Origin of the sequence: Microcoleus sp. AT3-D2 (assembly GCF_036705715.1) — a bacterium.
Taxonomy (GTDB): domain Bacteria; phylum Cyanobacteriota; class Cyanobacteriia; order Cyanobacteriales; family Microcoleaceae; genus Microcoleus.
In genome coordinates, this window is record NZ_JAUBVE010000017.1 from 43,215 (window position 1) to 60,816 (window position 17,602).

The following is a 17,602-nucleotide window of genomic DNA, read 5'->3' on the forward strand; positions in this document are numbered from 1 at the left end:
GGCGGTTTCTCAACTGATGAGAGTTGGGCTAGTTTCGATTATAGGCGATCGTACCTGCGATCGTGTTACAGGGGTGTAGCCTGGGATTTTGGAGGGGTTGGGGAAAAAGTGCGATCGACCCACTCTCTTATCATAGCAAGCAGTTTTTATGAGCGTACTCAAATACCAAGTCCTGTATTATTTTGTTAATTCTCCTTTGTGAAAGGAGGCTGTTAAGTTTCATTTCTGAAGTGGTGTGGTTTTGTAATTTTATGTTATACTACCAAAATTACGGGTAATACACACTCCTCACAATTAAACTAAAAATCCCTATGAAACAAACCATTCAAGAAATTTACTGCGATGAATCAGGTTGCAATGGTAATAATCTTATGGACCGAGATTCACCGATTTTTGCTTATGCAAGTGTAGCAATTAACCATGAAGAAGCTACAGAATATGTAAATAATATAATTCAAAAATATAAGCTACAAGGTGGCGAATTAAAAGGTCGAAACCTTCTTAAATCTTCCAAGGGTCAAAAGGTAATAGCTGAGATATTGATAAATTTTAAGGATCGCATAAAAGTAGCTGTATATCATAAAAAATTCAACTTAGCTTGCAAATTGTATGAATATATATTTGAGCCAGTTTTATCAGAAAAAAACTCTCTATTTTACCAGATAAAATTTCACCGATTTATCAGCAACATTTTATATGTAGAGTTTGTATCTCAGAGCGCGGATGCTGAAAAAATATTTAGCGATTTTCAGAAGCTTATGAGAAGTTTGGAGGACACAGAACTTAACTATCTTTTTAGTTCTTCAAAAACACCTGATATTTCGCCTATACTCGACGGCATAAAGACTTTCTGTATTCATCATAGAGATACTATTAATCAAGAATTAAACTCTTTACAAGGAACTGATATAGGCAAGTGGATTTTAGAGCTTTCGTACCCGGCTTTGTTGTCTATTCTCTGTGACTGGGGAAAAGAGTTTAACCAACTTAAAGTTTTTTGTGATGTTAGTAAACCACTAAAAGAAAACAAGGGACTGTTGGATACTATGATTGGGAGAGAGGATAAGATTTATACTGACTTTTTTCAAGGAGTAGAAGAACCCATTACATTTAATCTATCCCAAGAAGTTCAATTTGTGGAATCCGATAAATTTCCTGGCATACAAATAGCTGATGTTGCTGCGGCTGCTTGTGCCTATGCTGCTAGAGAAGGTGTCAACCAAAATACAGAGAGCTGGATAGAGCATATACCCGGTATTATAGGTGGCCACTCAGTGATTCCTGATTTGAGTTACACCGACCCACATACATTTGATGCGACCAGAAATTATATGTTGTTAATATATTTGGTGGAGAAAAGTATAAACGAACAGCCATTGCTTGATGGAATAGAAGAGTTTTTATCGGCGGTTACTCATGATTTAAATCTCAATCCGAGCAATCGGATAGCTACTATTGCCGAGAATTGTCGAAGCGACGCACCCTACTTTAACTTTTAGCAGGTAAAGGAATCTCATCGCCGCACTCATAAGCAGTCTCTATCCACAATTCCCTAGCTTCCTGAATATTCTCCATCGCTTCCCACAAAGTTTCCCCCACAGACATACAACCCGGAAGGTCTTTTATTATGGCTGTATAACCTTCAGATTCTGGATAAAAATTGATAGGATATTTCAGACTCAAGTAATAATCTAGAGATTTAAGGTTGACTTTCATCTTCTAACTAAAAGTACGATCGCACACTTCATCCGCGTTCATCTGCGTCAATCCGCCTACATCAGCGGTTCCCAAAAAAATAAGGTGAGCAAAGCCCACCCTACTATCTTACTAAAAACGATTAAACCTTCGCCTCATTCTTCACCAAATTACCCCAACCCAAATCCTTCAGCGAATTATTCCGGCGCAGCGGACGAGTCACCAACTCCAAAATATCCCGCGCATTACCAAAGCCGTGAATCTGAGCAAAAGTAAACTCAACAGACCACTTAGTATTAATCCCCCGCGCTTCCAAAGGATTAGCGTGAGCCATACCAGTAATCACCAAATCAATATTCTGCTCGTAAATCCGCTGCAACTGATTGTAATTGTCTGGTTTCTCCACAATCCGAGGAGTAGGAACTCCCATCTCGTGACAAGTCTTTTCTAACAACGCCAACTCGGCCGCTTGATAGCGCTTGTCCATATATGGAATGCCGATTTCCGGGCAAGTCATGCCACAGCGAATCAAGAAACGTGCTAAAGAAATCTCCAGCAAATTGTCGCCCATAAAGAAGACAGATTTGCCGCGAATTATTTGCAGGTAATCTTCCAAACCAGCCCAAATTTGCGCTTCCCGTTCGTCCAAACCTTTTGGTTCAATTCCCAACACTGAGCAAATCTTTTCAATCCAAGCGCGAGTTCCGTCAGGGCCGATCGGGAATGGCGCACCAATTAGCTTACACTTGCGGCGGCGCATCAACGTAGAAGCAGTGCGCGACAAGAAGGGATTCATGCCCGATACATAATAGCCTTCTTCCAAGACTGGCAATTCAGTGTAGCGCTTGGAAGGAAGCCAACCGGAAACTTTGATTCCTTGCTTCTTCAATTCTAGAGTTAGCTGAGTAACAACCGGATCGGGCAAAGAACCGAAAAGTACCAGCGGTGTGTGCTTGACATATTCCGATTCATCTGCTGCAACTTCCTCTTTTTTCTTACCGAAATTCAGCAGTTGAGAGATAGCATTGCGTTCTTGTTTCTGAGATTCCATCACGGGCGCTTTCTCAGGGCATTTAGCAGCCATAGCCGCTAAAACGGTATCTTCCCCTTGAGTAAAAGCGTAATCCAAGCCGTTAGCGCGCGCTGTGACGATGGGAATGCCAATTTCTGCCTCGAGTTTCGGCGCTAACCCTTCCAAATCCATTTTGATGATTTCGGTGGTGCAAGTGCCGATCCAGACAATTACACTGGGGTTACGATCGCGCTTAATTTGCAAGCACAGCCGCTTCAACTCATCATAATCGTTTAACTGAGCGGAAATATCGCCTTCTTCCAACTCAGCCATCGCATAGCGAGGCTCAGCAAAAATCATCACGCCCATTGCATTTTGCAAGAAATAGCCACAAGTCTTGGTACCGATGACCAAGAAAAAGCTATCTTCAATTTTTTGATAAAGCCAAGCTACGCAGCTAATCGGACAAAATGTGTGATAATTGCCTGTTTCGCATTCAAAATTTAAAGCTTCCGGTTCATTAGTAGTAATAGCAGTCATATCTCAAATCTTCTCCCTTTAAATTGTTTTTCGTCTCGAACAGGACTTGCGGCGGAGCGAGGAAACACCTGGATTTTGCGATCGTCTCGGTGCGATCGCCCAGGAGAGGAATAGGTTGTTTTTCCTCTCGATCACGAACAGGCGCAGTGGCGAGAAAACACCTATTTTGTGCGATCGCGACGCACAGCGAACAATAAATAGAAATACCTATTTTTGGGCTAATTCCTGTAAAAAATAGATGCAGCCCACTCTATATTTCCGCAGCAGCCGCAGTATCCAAAATTCTGGCTAAAAAATTCTGCGCGAGGGCATACAATCCCTCACAGCAGGAATTTAGTTTTCTTCAACTCGCTAAGGCAAAGAGCCTTTTGGCAGTTGTGAGTTTGAGCTAATTAAAAATTAACAACTCGCAACTCACAACTCACAAATAGAGCGGGAAACTTCAAGACTAGAAGAGATGCGGGCGATCGCAACAACCTCACTTAAAATCAGATAAAAAGCCGGAAATTTCTTCATCCTCATCGTCGGAATCCAAATCACCGAGACCTAGAGCATCTAAATCATCTTCATCGGGATCTCCGGTAGTTGCTTCCCCCAGATCGTCGAGTCCGAGATCGTCGAGGTCATCGTCATCAGATACAGAGAAATCGTCAATACCGTCATCATCCAAGTCGCCCAGATCCATGTCTAGGTCATCTGAGGTCGCTGTCCCAAAAGGATCGGGTATTTCTTCGGCGACAAACTCTGCATCTTCTTCCCCAAACGGATCGGAAATCCCCGATTCGAGATCTCCAGAGGTCAAAGTCCCAAATTGTGAGGCTTCATCTTCCTCGTCATCGCCGAGGTCGAGACCGCCCAAAGCCGAGGCTTCATCTTCCTCGTCATCGCCGAGGTCGAGACCGCCCAAAGCCGAGGCTTCATCTTCCTCGTCATCGCCGAGGTCGAGACCGCCCAAAGCTAAGGCTTCTTCTTCCTCATCGTCGCCCATATCAAAGTCAGATACGGCGTCTTCCTCATCGTCGCCCATATCAAAGTCAGATACGGCGTCTTCCTCATCGTCGCCCATATCAAAGTCAGATTCAGATACGGCGTCTTCCTCATCGTCTTCGAGACCGAGACCGTCCAAAGCCGAGGCTTCTTCCTCGTCATCGTCCATGTCGAAGTCGGAGACCGCTTCTTCCTCGTCATCGTCCATGTCGAAGTCGGAGACTGCTTCTTCCTCATCATCGCCCAGGTCGAAGTCGGAGACTGCTTCTTCCCCAAACTCATCGAAGGATTCCTCCTCGTCGGAGCTCAGTGCTGACGCTGCTGCTGCCAGACCGGCTGCTCCGGCGACTCCGGCGACTGCTCCGGCTGCTGCTAAGGCTGCACCGCCTAATTTCTTAGATTTGGCTGCGGGTGCAGCAGTGGCAGTTTGAGCTGCTGCGGGTGCAGCAGTTGCAGTTTGAGCGACTGCGGGTGCAGCAGTGGCAGTTTGAGCTGCTGCGGGTGCAGCAGTGGCAGTTTGAGCTGCTGCGGGTCTTGGAGATGTGCCGGCCGTCTGCGGCACGATATTTGAGGGCATACCCAGCGCGAGGTCCGGGTCAAAATTTAGTCCCAACACTTCGATCAGGCTGTCTGCATCCGGCTTGAGTTTTGAGAAGGGCAGCATTAATTGCTGGAGTTCCGGCTCCAGGGCAGCCGCAATTCCCAGGATGAGGTAAGAAACAGGCCTTTTCCCGCCGTCGGGTGTGGCGACCGTGTTGTCAGCCGTCATGTGCAGGAGCAGCCAAGCCCGATTTACCTGGTAGTAGTCCAACCACTTCTGTTTGAGAGCAACTGAAAAAGTATCAAAAAAAGCCATAACCTCTTTATCCTCATCCTGATCGCTAGACCTATTAAACCATCATCAGGTCTAGCTCATCTTCCTCCTTCTTGACCACCGGTTGCACAGGATTTAGATAAAAATCTGAAAGTAAGGCGAATAATTCGCGATCGGGCGTGTCGTTGGGCACTACTCCTTCGGGCATTGCCAAAATCTGGTCAGCGATGTTGAGGTAGTAATCGCAGACGTAGTTGAGGGAAGGATCGCTTTCGGCCATCTCAAACAATGTTTTGCCTTTGACGCGAGAAACTCGGATGTCTTCAATCAGGGGCAGCACTTCCAGCACCGGCATGGGTACAGAGTCAATGTACTTGTCGATCAAGTCGCGCTTTGAGGTGCGGTTGCCAATTAAACCAGCGAGCCGCAACGGGTGAGTGCGGGCTTTTTCGCGGACTGAGGCGGCGATGCGGTTGGCTGCAAATAAAGCGTCGAACCCGTTGTCGGTAACAATCATGCAGTAATCGGCGTAGTTCAATGGGGCTGCAAAACCGCCGCACACTACGTCACCGAGTACGTCGAACAGGATGATGTCGTATTCGTCGAAGGCATTGAGTTCTTTGAGGAGTTTGACGGTTTCGCCGACTACATAGCCGCCGCAGCCAGCTCCTGCGGGAGGGCCACCTGCTTCTACGCAGTCAACGCCGCCGTAGCCTTTGTAGATGACATCTTCGGGCCAAACGTCTTCGTAGTGATAGTCCTTTTGTTGAAGGGTGTCAATAATTGTGGGGATCAAGAAGCCAGTGAGGGTAAATGTGCTGTCGTGCTTTGGATCGCAACCGATTTGCAAAACTTTTTTGCCGCGCTTGGCTAGGGCAACGGAGATGTTGCAGCTTGTTGTCGATTTACCAATTCCACCTTTTCCGTAAACTGCTAGTTTCACTCTTGGTTCTCCTATAGGTTTCTATCAAAACGATGAGGGCTGGGGTTTCATGCTTTTTTTTGATCGCCCAATTTCCATAGCCCAATTGCAATAGCCCAATTGCAATGCCCTTACTGTCCGTCGATTTGAGATTTCAGATTTGAGATTAAAGAATGGACTCCACAGATGAATCTGGGGCTTCTCTCTAACTCAAATTTTCGATCTCGACGACTTTTGTTTGGGGCTTGTATCCGTCTTTGGGTTAGGCCAATTTTGGACTCGGCCCTTAGTCACCTCGTTGAAAGCATTATTAGCTAACTTGCGATGAAAAGAAAGGGGGCGTCTAAATGAAAATGCTAGTAAATTTGTTTATTTTGCATCTTTGGGAATCTTAACTGGTTTTTTGATATAAAAATCTAGTTTTATAATTATTTTATATTTTTTATCTATTTTAGAATACTTTCTTAATATAAAGAGGTACAAAAATAAAACAAAAATTAACTTCTCAAACAATCTGGGCTTTTGGCTTTGGGGCTAGGATGCAGGCAGTTGATGGCTTGTGCGCGTAACTGAAACGGTCATAAAGGCGCTAGTGGATGAGGCAAACTCGAAGTGAGTTCGGATCAGTTGGGTCAGGGGAGGGCAAAGTTATGGGATTTGAGATTTGAGATTTGAGATTTTAGATGGGGAAAGATTGACTTTGCTGGGGTTTCGGGTGTTTTGTAAAAAATTGTGAATTTTTAGGAAATGATGGGGAGTCGGAGAGTGAGGGAGTGTGTCGGGGAGAGGGAGAAAGTTATGGGATTTGAGTTATGGGATTTGAGATGTGAGATTTGAGATGTGAGATTTGAGATTGGGAAAGATTGACTTTGCTGGGGTTTCTGGTGTTTTGTAAAAAATTGTGAATTTTTAGGAAATGGTGGGGAGTCGGAGAGTGGGAGAATGAGTCGCGAAGAGGGAGAGTGGATGGCGAGAGTGGGGGATGGGGAGAATATCATGTCTTCCCCATGACGACTGATACCAGTTGAAAAAAAGAATGCAACTGTAGACCCGTGATCCAAACCACGAGCTTAATGAGTCATTTCCCATTCTTCAATTTTTCAATCTAAAATCTAAAATCTAAAATCTAAAATCCTCTGATACCAGTTGAAAAAAAGGATGCAACTGTAGGCCCGTGATCCAAACCACGAGCTTCCTCAGTCATTTCCAATTCTTCAATCGAAAATCTAAAATCTCAAATCGTATGGCTGCTGACTAATGAGAACTCACGATCGGAATCTCGATCGCAAATTCAGTACCACGTCCAGCTTCCGAAACGCAGTCTAGCCGCCCCCCGTGCTGTTCGACAACTAAATGGTAAGAAATCGACAGTCCCAACCCAGTGCCCTTGCCAACTGGTTTGGTAGTAAAAAACGGGTCAAATAATTGGCGGCGAATCTCCTCCGGTATGCCCCGCCCGTTGTCGGAAATGCGGATTGCGACAAAATCGCCACCAACAACTTCAGTACGAATTGTAATAGTGGGAAGAGTCAATGGAGAACTAGGATTTGACGGGGATGAATTTTTCGCATCTCTCTTGGCCCATTCCCCTTTCTGGATTTCTTCATCCAAAGCATCAATAGCATTGCCGATAATATTCATGAACACCTGATTGATCTGACCGGCACAGCACTCGATCGGGGGCAAATTACCGTATTCTTTAATAATGTGGATAGGTGGATGTCCGCCGTGAGCTTTGAGCCGGTGCTGCAAAATCAACAAAGTGCTGTCGAGTCCCTCGTGAATGTCAACGAGCTTGATGTTAGATTGATCCGATCGCGAAAAATTACGCATCGACACAACTATTTGGCGGATGCGCTCGGTTCCTACTTGCATAGAAGACACTAGCTTAGATAAGTCTTCTACCAAAAAATCGACTTCCATCTCTGCTGCTGCTTCCCGAATTTCCGAGACTGGTTCGGGATAGTGCTGCTGGTAAAGTTCCAAAAGTTGGATCAATTCTTTGATGTAGTGGCTGGCGTGGGAAAGGTTGCCGTAGATAAAATTAACAGGATTGTTAATTTCGTGAGCGATACCGGCAATCATTTGTCCCAAAGAAGACATTTTTTCGGTTTGCACTAATTGAGTTTGAGTTTGCTGCAACTTTCGCACAGTTTCCTCTAATTGCTGCGCTTGATTTTTCAAGCAAGTTTGCTTTCGCCGCAGGACTTCTTCGACTCTCTGGCGCTTGATAATATCCCGTCTCAACAATTCATTTGATTCTAAAAGTTGAGCGGTGCGTTCTTCAACTTGTTTTTTTAAGTCGTCGTGAGCTTGGCGCAGGGCTTCTTGGGCCCGCTGCCGCTCTAAAATTTCTTGCTGCAAAAGTTCGTTGGCTTTCTGCAATTGGGTGGCTCGATCGTCCACTGCTTGTTGTAACAGCTCGATCGTCCCATACATTTCAGATTGGTTAAAAACTTGCGGCAAATTTGTCTGAGAAACAACACCCAAAAGTTCTCCCTGGCTGCCAACTACTACCAAACGGCGGACGCAGTGGCGCTGCATGGACTGGTGGACACTCCAGAGGGAATCGACGGGAGATATGCAAAATAAAGGCGCACTCATGGCCCTTGCTGCTGGGATTTCCGAGAGGTTGAGTTCGAGGGCGTGAAACTGCACGATGTCGCGTTCGGTGACAATGCCGATCGGAATTTGATAATTTTGTGTTGGTGCGATCGCCCGATCGGGATGCTGAGTTGGCTCTTGGACAATGACGACGGAACTAACTCGATGCTTGACCATGAGCTGTGCTAAATCGAGGGCTGAGGCAGTTGTTGGGGCCGAAATGACTTGGTGCGTCATGACATCTGCTGCACAGCGCAAATTGGTTAGCAAGTTAATTGGTTGCAGGGCTTCGTGAATGGCTTCGCGGGTGATGATGCCGAGAAGTCGCTCGTCCTCGTCCACTACGGGCAAATGCCGGATCTGGTGCTGGCGCAACGTGAAGATAGCTGTGAAAATATCTTGAGACTCGGATTGTTTGAGGGTAATGGGCGATCGAGTCATTACATCAGCAATTGTCAGTCCGACTGTACAAGCTGCGACAGTAGTTAGCTTGACGATATCCCGTTCTGTAAAAATGCCGATGGGCCGATTATCTTCGACGACTAATACGCAACTGCGCTTGGCTGCGCTAGCAACAGCGTTTTGTTTTTCGCCACAAAGGTGACAGGAGACGCGCATCGGGTTCATGAGAGCCAACACCTGGGCGATCGGGGTTTCTGGAGCCACGGTGAGGGGGTGGCGGTCGATCGCCCGATCTAAAGGTGACGAGTAGAGAGGCCTGCTGTTGGGGCGTCCGGCGGGTTCTGATGATTTAATTACGGGCAACTGCGGGGCTGAATCTAGGAAATGTTGTAATTTTTCTTCTTGTAGCATGATTATTAATTTTACTTAATGAGTTGTTACAATTTTGGAGACTTGGGTTGGCAGACTTAGCATTAATTAAGCGGGTGACAGATGCTTGATCGCCTAAAATCTGATTGCTAGAACACTGTTATTTAATTTTTATTTTTTTAATCCTATGTCGTGGACTCCCTTAAGTCATCGAATTCATCACTTGCCGCTTATCCTTGCGGGCCCGATTTTGCGCCGGACTGAAAGTAGGGCGGTGACAGTTTGGCTGGCTCTGAAAGCACCCCGCCAAGTCGAACTCAAGGTTTATTCGACAGAGGGCGGAACCGGCGAAATTGTTGGCATCCCGTTACTCCAAGGTGCAAACTCTACGGTGCATCTCGGCAAATACCTGCACGTAGTGGCGGTGACTGCTACACCGATCGACAGCAGTGTCTTGACATCCGGGCAAATTTATGCTTATGACATCAAGTTTACTGGGAGTAGCGAGTCGAACGTCGGGGGTGCAGTCCCAGAAAATGAGACAGAAAATCTCATTTCTTGCCTGTGGCCTGCCGCCCCTGATTTATCGGCTTTGGGATTGGAGACGATCAGTTATTTCGCTCACCAGTTGCCCACTTTTGCCCTGCCGCCGCAGGATTTAAACTATTTGCGTATCGTTCACGGTTCTTGTCGCAAGCCCCACGGAGACGGCAGAGATGCGCTGCCCATCTTGGATAATTCGATCGAACAGTTTGCAGGTACGGCAAATAGCAGGCCCCACCAACTGTTTTTAACCGGCGACCAAATTTACGGCGACGACGTGGCCGATGCGATGCTGTGGGCTTTGACGGATGCTGGCGATACCCTGTTGGGCTGGGAAGAAAGTCTGCCCCTGATGGATGATGCCCAAATAAAAAAGAATTTGTGTATCAGTATACCTAAAAATTCGCAAAACGAAAATGCAGTTGGCGAAGAGAGGGAAATTTTTAGAGAGTCGCCAATTCAGAAACCGTCTGATACTGAGTATGAGTCCAAAAAACCAATTCAGTTACAGCCGGGGACTCGCAGCGATATTGCCAGAGATTGTGGCGGCTTTACGGCGATGTTGGTGAATAAACCCAACAATGCTAAAAGTCACTTGTTTAGCTTGGGCGAATATTATGCGATGTATTTGTTAGTTTGGTCGCCGGTACTCTGGTGCACGAGTTTTCCGAAGGGTAAGGATATTTGCCCAAATTCTAAGCAGGCAAAAGTCTGGGATAGAGAAGTTGTTGAACTTGACGGTTTTGCTCGCAATTTGTGGAGAGTGAGGAGGGCGCTAGCGAATATTCCTACTTATATGATTTGCGATGACCATGATGTTAGCGACGATTTTTATTTGAATCGAGAGTGGTGTTACCGGGTGCTGGGAAAGCCACTGGGCCGGCGGGTGGTGCAGAATGCTTTGCTGGCTTACGCTGTGTTTCAGGCTTGGGGAAATACGCCCGCACAGTTCGATCGCGAAAAACCGGGAGATAAATTATTAAAGGCGGCTGAAAAATGGTCGGCTTCGGCGGGGACTGATGTTTCTGCTTGGGAGGAGGCGGCTTCGTATTTGGGAATTCCAAAACTCGATCCGAAAACTCATTTGCCTAAGTTGAAATTAGATGAAGATGTTTTTATTTTGGATCGAGATGACGAGGGTGTAAATGAGGTTTTAAATTGGCATTTTATTGTGAGAAGTTTTAAGCACGAGGTGATTGTGCTGGATACGCGGAACTGGCGGGGGTATCCGGTGAAAAGCGCGATCGATCCGCCGATGCTTTTGACTCACAAAGGTTTTGAAGAGCAAATTCAGAAACCTTTGAAGGAGACTAATTTGCTGAATAAAACAGGGGAGTTTGAGATTGAGGCGACGCTGGTAGTTGTACCAACAAATTTGGTGGGTTTGTGGATTATTGATGCGGTGCAAAAACGGGAGGTGGAACAGGGGAAAGTTTTTAATAGCGATGCGGGGGATGCGTGGAATTTTCACGAGTTGGCTTTTGTGAAGCTGTTGTCGGAGTTTTTTAAGCAGCGCGATCGGGTGATTGTGTTGAGCGGCGATATTCACTATGCTGCTGCTGTGCGGCTGAGTTATTGGTCTGATTGTCATTTTGGCGATTCTCGATCAAATATTGAGCCTTTGACGAGGGAGAATTATCGGTCAAATTGTCAATATTCTGTGCTGGCGCAGTTGACGGCTAGTGCTTTTATCAATGAGGAGTGGAAAACGCATTTAATTCATACTAAGATTAAGTCGCTGCTTCCTGAGCGATCGCACGAATGTTTGGGATGGAATGAGCCGCTGGAATTAATGAAGATTTCGAGGGGTGGCAAAAAGAAGGCTCTGGCGGCTGCTGTCAGAAATAGACAATCTCTGCCTGATTGGGGCTATCGGATTGACTGGATTAAACGGCAAAGAGCTCGGGTGTTTTTGCTGCTAGAAAAGGGAACTGCGTCAGATAGAACGCATAAAAATAAACAATTGTCATTCCTGCATAGGTTATGGAATTTTATATCGCTGTTGTGGCGCAATCGCTGGCTGCAAGAGGGTGATGAGATTGTGGGATATAGCAATATTGCGATCGTCAGTTTTCAGTGGCCTGCTGAGGGTGATGGGGAGAAAGCGGTGATGCAAAATGTTTATTGGCGGCCGCTTTGGGAGCCGAATAGTGTGGTTTACAGTCAATATTTTGTGCCGCTGGGATTGGATGAGGATGATTAGATTACCGATTTATTGAAGAAGTCCGGGATTTCGATACGGGTACAATATTGTGATCAGTTTGTGGCAGTGTCAGCCGGGGGTGAAACCCCTGTCTCATAGCTAAAGTCAGTTGGAACTGAGATGTTTCACCATTCTCAAGAACAGGCATCTTGCCTGTTCCACAAAGAATAAGTTTTCTTGTGGGGAGTCGCAGAATTTCCAGAACAGGCCGACCTGCTAAATCAGTTAAAAGCCAGACGCAAAAAGTCGAGGGCGGGCTAGGCAGATATGGAGGTCGTTTTGGACGCATTAGAAAACCATCAGCACGAAAGTTGAGGCGAAAACTAACCTTCTTGCTGTGCGATGAGCGTGAAACCCTTGGTTGATATACTATAAATTAGGAAGCCCGTGACGAGATTTGAACTCGTGACTTCCTCCTTACCAAGGAGGTACTCTACCACTGAGTTACACGGGCATAAAAAATTAAGAACCTCCAATTAAAAAATTAATTTTTAATTCTTAAATTTTAACTTTTTATTAAATTGAGGTGGGCCGAGCTAGATTTGAACTAGCGTAGGCGTAGCCAGCGGATTTACAGTCCGCCCCCATTAACCGCTCGGGCATCGACCCATTTCCATCACAGTTATATATCCTAGCACCAGAATCTTTATTTGCAACATTACATTTAAAACTCTAATCATTAAGTTGAGAACACATAAGTGAGTTAGCGGCAGACGGGAAAATTGAACACTGTTTAAGGTGTGCATTGCTAAGTCTAGGCTGGGTGCTCGCCCGGAGCACCCTAAGTCTAGACTAAGAGGAAATCCCTAATTCACTAATTCCCCGGTTTCTTGCAGGGAGTGCAGGCGACGATAAATACCTTGTTGACTCAAAAGTTCTTCGTGGCTGCCAACTTCGACGATTCTACCGCCGTCGAGTACGACGATCGCATCGGCTTCGCGAATTGTACTCAGTCTGTGGGCAATAATTATGGTGGTGCGCGTACCGAGGATATTTCGCATGGCTATCTGGATCGATCGCTCCGACTCATAGTCCAAACTAGAAGTAGCCTCATCAAAAATTAACACATCCGGCTCCACCAACAGCGCCCTGGCAATCCCCAACCGCTGCCGCTGACCGCCGGACAACCGCATTCCTCTCTCCCCGACCACGGTATAGTAACCTTGGGGCAACAGCCGCACAAAATCGTCTACTTTGGCGATGCGACAAGCATCCTCAACTTGCTCGAAAGTTGCATTTCTGTTTCCGTAAGTCAAATTTTCCAGCAAAGTACCGTTAAAAACGTCTACTTCTTGGTGGACAATGGCTAAACGCTGGCGGTAGCGAGTCACGTCTAAGCTGCGAATGTCTTCGCCGTCGATCAGAATGCGGCCGGAGTTTGGTTCAAAGTAGCGAAACAGAAGTTTAACTAAAGTTGATTTCCCGGAACCCGATCGCCCGACTAATGCTACAGTCTGACGGGGATGAATCAATAAATTCACATCTTGCAAAACGGGTTTTTGGCTGTCGTACCCGAATGTCAGACCGCTGATCTCAACTTTGCCGGTAAATTTATAAGGCGACGCCGATCGAGCATTTTCTGCTAAATTAACCGCATCAACACCGTCTGGCGTTTGCATAAACTCGTGGAACCGGATCATTGAAGAATAGCGCCGCGCCAATAATTCGGCGATAATGCTAATCGGACGCAGTTGGGAATATGCCATGCTTGCCAGGGTGTAGACGGTAACAAAATATCCGAGGGAAATTTTGCCTGCAACCGTGGCTGCTAGGCTAAAACCAAGAACTGAAAACAAACACAACTGGACGATCGTCTGCTGGTATGTCCCCAAGGTGACGTATCCTTTGTGAATGCGGTTGATCACGACTTTTAATTCGCGATCGAGTCTGGTGGTTTGCCTTTTGAGTTCATCGCTTTCTGTCGCAAAAGCTTTGACTGTTTTGATGTTGGTGATAATTTCCGAGTTGCGGCTTTCGGTATCTTCGATGTATTCATCCAGAATTTCTTCTCGCGCAGTCACCCCTTGCAGGCCTTTGAGGGTGAAACTGAGGATAAATAGGAATGAAACCAAAATTAATAAGCCAATCCGCCACTCAATTAAGCAGATAACGGCAAAAATGCCGATTAAGCGGACGACTTCGGGGATGAATTCGCCGGCAATTTCTGGGTAAGTCCAAGTATGGTTGGCGATGCCTTTGGCGATGCGGCTGGCAATCCGTCCGGCGTTGTTTTCGTCGTAGAATTCTAGGGGTAAGGTGAGGATTTTGCCGATCGCACTTCTCATTCGATCGCGCCTTGCCCTCAATGGTATCGCCCAGTGGAACCAATTTGCTACCCAAGGTTGGATCGGTGCTTTGGCGACTGTTACCAGAAAAATTATGCCCAGCAAGACGGATAGCGATAATATTTTGTTGGGTGACTGCTGGGTAACAGAGGCGATCGCTGTTATCAGTTTTTGGGTTACTGTATCTGTAGCTTGACCCGACAATACGTTTAATATTTGACCGATCGCGTAAGGAACAAGCAAATCGGCTAGTGCCAAAACGCTGGATGCGCCTATGCTGTAAACTGAGATTTTCCAGTAGCGACTGTAGTATTGGAAAATGTCCTGAAAGCTTGCCATAAATTTGTGTTGAGATACAACCCTTGCAAACACTTGCATCTAAAATTGCGCTCTCGGCGCGCTTTGTTTACAAGTGTACTACAAAAGTAGTTGATCGGGAGCTCATCTCGGCTCATGCTAGCGACTCGCCCGATCGGGTGATTTATGGCAATCATTCGATCGTCAGCAATCAATCCGCATTCCTGGGCAATAAATTCAAGACTAAGGGCAAAAAAATGCAAAAGACAGAATTTTTCTTAAATTCTGCCTTCTGAGCAAGGCCTTATAAGTTTTACGTTTGAGTAGTCTGTTAGCTGAAGGTGTAGGCTGATTGCAGCGCCCACCAGATCAAGAAGCCGATTCCGCCGGCAATGACAATCGCCGAAATGGCGATCGCTATAGGACTGTCAGCTCCCTTGAACTTCATGATTCCGCGATTTAAATCTGACATGACAGTGTTCTCCCACAATTCCAGCTTGATTGTAGCTTTGCCGTCGGCGGATGGCGGTCAATTTTCACGGCAATTACTGATTTGGTTAAGACTCTGGGTGCTGAAATTTCAGGTGGGGAGTTGGTTTGGGGGGGTTTTACTGGGTTTGTGAAAAAAACTTACTAAAAAGACTTGACAAATTTCGAGAATTGAGACAATATTGTTAATACCGCAGGAAATGCGGGTGTAGCTCAGTGGTAGAGCGTCACCTTGCCAAGGTGAATGTCGCGCGTTCGAATCGCGTCACCCGCTTTAGAAGAGAAAAAAATCAAGGAAACCGGAAAGTAGATCCAGAAAGTTTTCGGTATACTCCTAATGATGGTTGAAAATACCTAAGTTAGTGGTAAGATTGAATCCAGAACTTGCAAGTCAAAATTGCCGATCGGTCGATATCTCGGAACAGGCAGTTGAAAGCCTCGCTATGGCGGAATTGACAAGTTTGATTAAGTGGATATGTTAACGATTATTTTTGTAAAAACGCTTTTTTTATCTGATCGCTAGTGCCATCTCAAAAAGCTCCAAAGATTGACTTAAACGATGAGTACCCCTGTCCTTGCCGACGCCGGGGTCGTCTAGTTCCCATAACGTTGACAGAAGCCTTTGGTTGCAACCGCTGTCAACAAATATTTGTATTGGACGAAAGTGGATACGTGATCGAGCAACTATCAACGAACTATCCTTACAAGCAGGCTTGGCGGTGGACGGGTCACCAGTGGAACAGAGCGCATCCAGGTTTGAAGGCTCATTACTTGCCACTGGCTTTGGGTATGATATTGGTGCCGTTAGTGATTTGGTTGCCCTTGGCGCTGCACTCGCCGGGCCCGAATATTATTCTGTGGGCAATGGTCGCTGTGCTGCTAGCAATGCTGCCGGCGCTGATGGTATGGCTCGCTTACAGGCGTTAGCTAGATGATAATAGAGGATTTTACCCATTCATCAGATGCCGCAAATGTAGCGCGTCGCGCTTATCAAGCTTCTTTGGAGTTGGCTGCGACAAAGAGTGCTGATCGCGCGGCAGCTTTGCAGGCGATGGCGGGCTCGCTGAAACGCCGGCAAAATGACATTTTAGAAGCAAATACTCTGGATCTAGAAGCGAGTCGGGACATGGCGATTCCCGAGTTGATTGTGGAGTGGCTGAAGCTGACGCCGGAACGGATCAAGACAACCGTGCAAATTCTGGAACGGTTGGGGGAAATGCCAGATCCGATCGGGCGGGTGATCAATGCTTCTTATCAGGTTGATCGGTGTCAGGTTTACTGTCAGTCGCTACCACTGGGGGCGATCGCTCTAATTTACGAGGCGTTTCCAGAGTTGGGGGCGATCGCCGCGGGTTTGTCTCTCAAAAGCGCTAACAGTTTGATTCTTAAAGGCGGCAGCGAAAGCTGGCAAACTAATGCTGTAATTGGGGAAGCTTTGGTGTCGGCGATCGATGAGGTCGGTTTGCCCTCGGGATGTTTGCAGGTACTGCCGCCGGATCGGGGCGCTTCGATCCGAGAATTGGTCACTCAAGACCAATATCTCAATTTAATTATTCCCTACGGTAGACCAAGTTTGGTGCAGCAGGTGGTAAGGCTGTGCACAGCACCAGTTTTGAGGTCGGCAATGGGAAATTGTTACCTTTATTGGTCACCGACTGGCAGTTTGGAGATGGCAAGGTGGATGATTTTGGACAGCCATCAAAGCGTGCCAGATCCTGTTAACGCGATCGAGAAAGTGCTGATCGATCGCAACCAAAAGCCTTCTTCCCTAGTCAGGTTGTGGAACAGTTTAAAAGAAAAAGGCTTTCAAATTAGCGCTGATGCGGATCTTGTTGCAGATTTCCCAGACTTGAAGCTGGCGGAACCATACGAGTGGACTCAACCTTATTTAAACAAAACCATCGCGTTTAAAGTTGTCGATAGTTTAGAGATTGCGATCGGCTGGATCAACCGCTACAGCAGCGGCCACGCTGACTCCATCGCCACTGAATCTTACTTAGAAAGTCGCCAATTTGCTCTGGATGTTAACAGCGCCTCAACTTTTATTAATGCCTCGCCTCGGTTTTGGCGTTATCAAAATCGGGGAGATGCGATATTTTTGGGAATGTCCAACCAAAAAGGTTATCGTCGGGGATTGATCGGGTTAGATACCCTGACGACAATCAAAGAAATTGTTCAGGGAAACGGACTTTTTTAATCTTATAGGTTATTTAGGATTGGTTATTGGGATTAAACCAAACTGAAAAGTGGGAAAGTATTATAGATTCGTAAGCCTTTAATAGTTGTTTCTAAAATTTTATTTATGGGATATAATATCTTGGTACAACAGTCAAGCAGCTTTGATCTAAAGCAATTTGATCGCAAGCTCCCGGATAGCCGCAGTGGAGACAGATAAAATCTCCGCAGCCTGACAATAAGCCGCCGGATTTATGTGTGGGTT

At 46.3% G+C, this 17,602-nt stretch carries 11 protein-coding genes and 3 tRNA genes; 5 read left to right on the forward strand and 9 right to left on the reverse strand.

All coding sequences use genetic code 11. The annotated features are described in order from the left end of the window. Window positions 1–311 precede the first annotated feature (311 nt). Window positions 312–1,499: a DUF3800 domain-containing protein gene (locus QUB44_RS10380; protein ID WP_333215559.1), complete on the forward strand. Its 1,188-nt coding sequence runs from the start codon at window positions 312–314 to the stop codon at window positions 1,497–1,499. On the opposite strand, the gene QUB44_RS10385 is transcribed toward QUB44_RS10380, so the two are convergent. The 5 genes from QUB44_RS10385 to QUB44_RS10405 all read right to left on the reverse strand — a co-directional run bounded on the left by QUB44_RS10385 (window position 1,489) and on the right by QUB44_RS10405 (window position 9,387). Next, on the reverse strand, window positions 1,489–1,716 hold the full coding sequence (locus tag QUB44_RS10385; protein WP_333331809.1) for a type II toxin-antitoxin system HicB family antitoxin: 228 nt from the start codon (window positions 1,714–1,716) through the stop codon (window positions 1,489–1,491). The genes QUB44_RS10380 and QUB44_RS10385 overlap by 11 nt on opposite strands. A gap of 121 nt (window positions 1,717–1,837) precedes the next feature. Next, window positions 1,838–3,247, reverse strand: a complete 1,410-nt coding sequence (locus QUB44_RS10390; RefSeq protein ID WP_199292772.1) for a ferredoxin:protochlorophyllide reductase (ATP-dependent) subunit N — start codon at window positions 3,245–3,247, stop codon at window positions 1,838–1,840. A gap of 478 nt (window positions 3,248–3,725) precedes the next feature. Then, window positions 3,726–5,090, reverse strand: coding sequence for a DUF5331 domain-containing protein (locus QUB44_RS10395; RefSeq protein WP_333167219.1), 1,365 nt, complete (start codon window positions 5,088–5,090; stop codon window positions 3,726–3,728). A gap of 34 nt (window positions 5,091–5,124) precedes the next feature. Further along, window positions 5,125–5,991 carry a ferredoxin:protochlorophyllide reductase (ATP-dependent) iron-sulfur ATP-binding protein gene (gene bchL / locus QUB44_RS10400; protein ID WP_006634709.1) on the reverse strand — a complete coding sequence of 289 codons (867 nt, stop codon included), beginning with the start codon at window positions 5,989–5,991 and terminating at the stop codon, window positions 5,125–5,127. 1,233 nt (window positions 5,992–7,224) lie between these two features. Then, window positions 7,225–9,387: a CBS domain-containing protein gene (locus tag QUB44_RS10405; RefSeq protein WP_333366371.1), complete on the reverse strand. Its 2,163-nt coding sequence runs from the start codon at window positions 9,385–9,387 to the stop codon at window positions 7,225–7,227. 181 nt (window positions 9,388–9,568) lie between these two features. Here QUB44_RS10405 and QUB44_RS10410 point away from each other — a divergent pair, with 181 nt between their 5' ends. Next, window positions 9,569–12,091 (forward strand): PhoD-like phosphatase, encoded by a 2,523-nt coding sequence (locus QUB44_RS10410; RefSeq protein WP_333366374.1) that lies wholly within the window; start codon window positions 9,569–9,571, stop codon window positions 12,089–12,091. Between the two features lie 382 nt (window positions 12,092–12,473). Here QUB44_RS10410 and QUB44_RS10415 read toward each other — a convergent pair. From QUB44_RS10415 to QUB44_RS10430, 4 genes are all read right to left on the reverse strand, one after another. Continuing rightward, window positions 12,474–12,545 (reverse strand) — tRNA-Thr (locus QUB44_RS10415). Between the two features lie 73 nt (window positions 12,546–12,618). Next, window positions 12,619–12,700 (reverse strand) — tRNA-Tyr (locus QUB44_RS10420). A 197-nt stretch (window positions 12,701–12,897) separates the two neighbouring features. Beyond that, window positions 12,898–14,715, reverse strand: coding sequence for an ABC transporter ATP-binding protein (locus tag QUB44_RS10425; RefSeq protein WP_333366377.1), 1,818 nt, complete (start codon window positions 14,713–14,715; stop codon window positions 12,898–12,900). A 289-nt stretch (window positions 14,716–15,004) separates the two neighbouring features. Then, window positions 15,005–15,145 (reverse strand): hypothetical protein, encoded by a 141-nt coding sequence (locus QUB44_RS10430; RefSeq protein WP_172188980.1) that lies wholly within the window; start codon window positions 15,143–15,145, stop codon window positions 15,005–15,007. 219 nt (window positions 15,146–15,364) lie between these two features. Here QUB44_RS10430 and QUB44_RS10435 point away from each other — a divergent pair. The 3 genes from QUB44_RS10435 (at window position 15,365) to QUB44_RS10445 (ending at window position 17,359) form a co-directional block, all read left to right on the forward strand. After that, window positions 15,365–15,436 (forward strand) — tRNA-Gly (locus tag QUB44_RS10435). A 248-nt stretch (window positions 15,437–15,684) separates the two neighbouring features. Then, entirely contained in the window at window positions 15,685–16,089 is a 405-nt protein-coding gene (locus tag QUB44_RS10440; protein ID WP_333105204.1) for a hypothetical protein, read from the forward strand. A 4-nt stretch (window positions 16,090–16,093) separates the two neighbouring features. Further along, complete coding sequence (locus QUB44_RS10445; protein ID WP_333366380.1) at window positions 16,094–17,359, forward strand: glutamate-5-semialdehyde dehydrogenase; 1,266 nt, start codon at window positions 16,094–16,096, stop codon at window positions 17,357–17,359. Window positions 17,360–17,602: the final 243 nt, after the last annotated feature.

What these genes read in the sequence shown, in the direction of transcription:
- QUB44_RS10380 (WP_333215559.1), top strand. Translation starts at nt 312, where the DNA reads ATGAAACAAACCATTCAAGAAATTTACTGCGATGAATCAGGTTGCAAT.
- QUB44_RS10425 (WP_333366377.1), bottom strand. Translation starts at nt 14,715, where the DNA reads ATGGCAAGCTTTCAGGACATTTTCCAATACTACAGTCGCTACTGGAAA.
- QUB44_RS10390 (WP_199292772.1), bottom strand. Translation starts at nt 3,247, where the DNA reads ATGACTGCTATTACTACTAATGAACCGGAAGCTTTAAATTTTGAATGC.
- QUB44_RS10405 (WP_333366371.1), bottom strand. Translation starts at nt 9,387, where the DNA reads ATGCTACAAGAAGAAAAATTACAACATTTCCTAGATTCAGCCCCGCAG.
- QUB44_RS10395 (WP_333167219.1), bottom strand. Translation starts at nt 5,090, where the DNA reads ATGGCTTTTTTTGATACTTTTTCAGTTGCTCTCAAACAGAAGTGGTTG.
- QUB44_RS10445 (WP_333366380.1), top strand. Translation starts at nt 16,094, where the DNA reads ATGATAATAGAGGATTTTACCCATTCATCAGATGCCGCAAATGTAGCG.
- QUB44_RS10430 (WP_172188980.1), bottom strand. Translation starts at nt 15,145, where the DNA reads ATGTCAGATTTAAATCGCGGAATCATGAAGTTCAAGGGAGCTGACAGT.
- QUB44_RS10385 (WP_333331809.1), bottom strand. Translation starts at nt 1,716, where the DNA reads ATGAAAGTCAACCTTAAATCTCTAGATTATTACTTGAGTCTGAAATAT.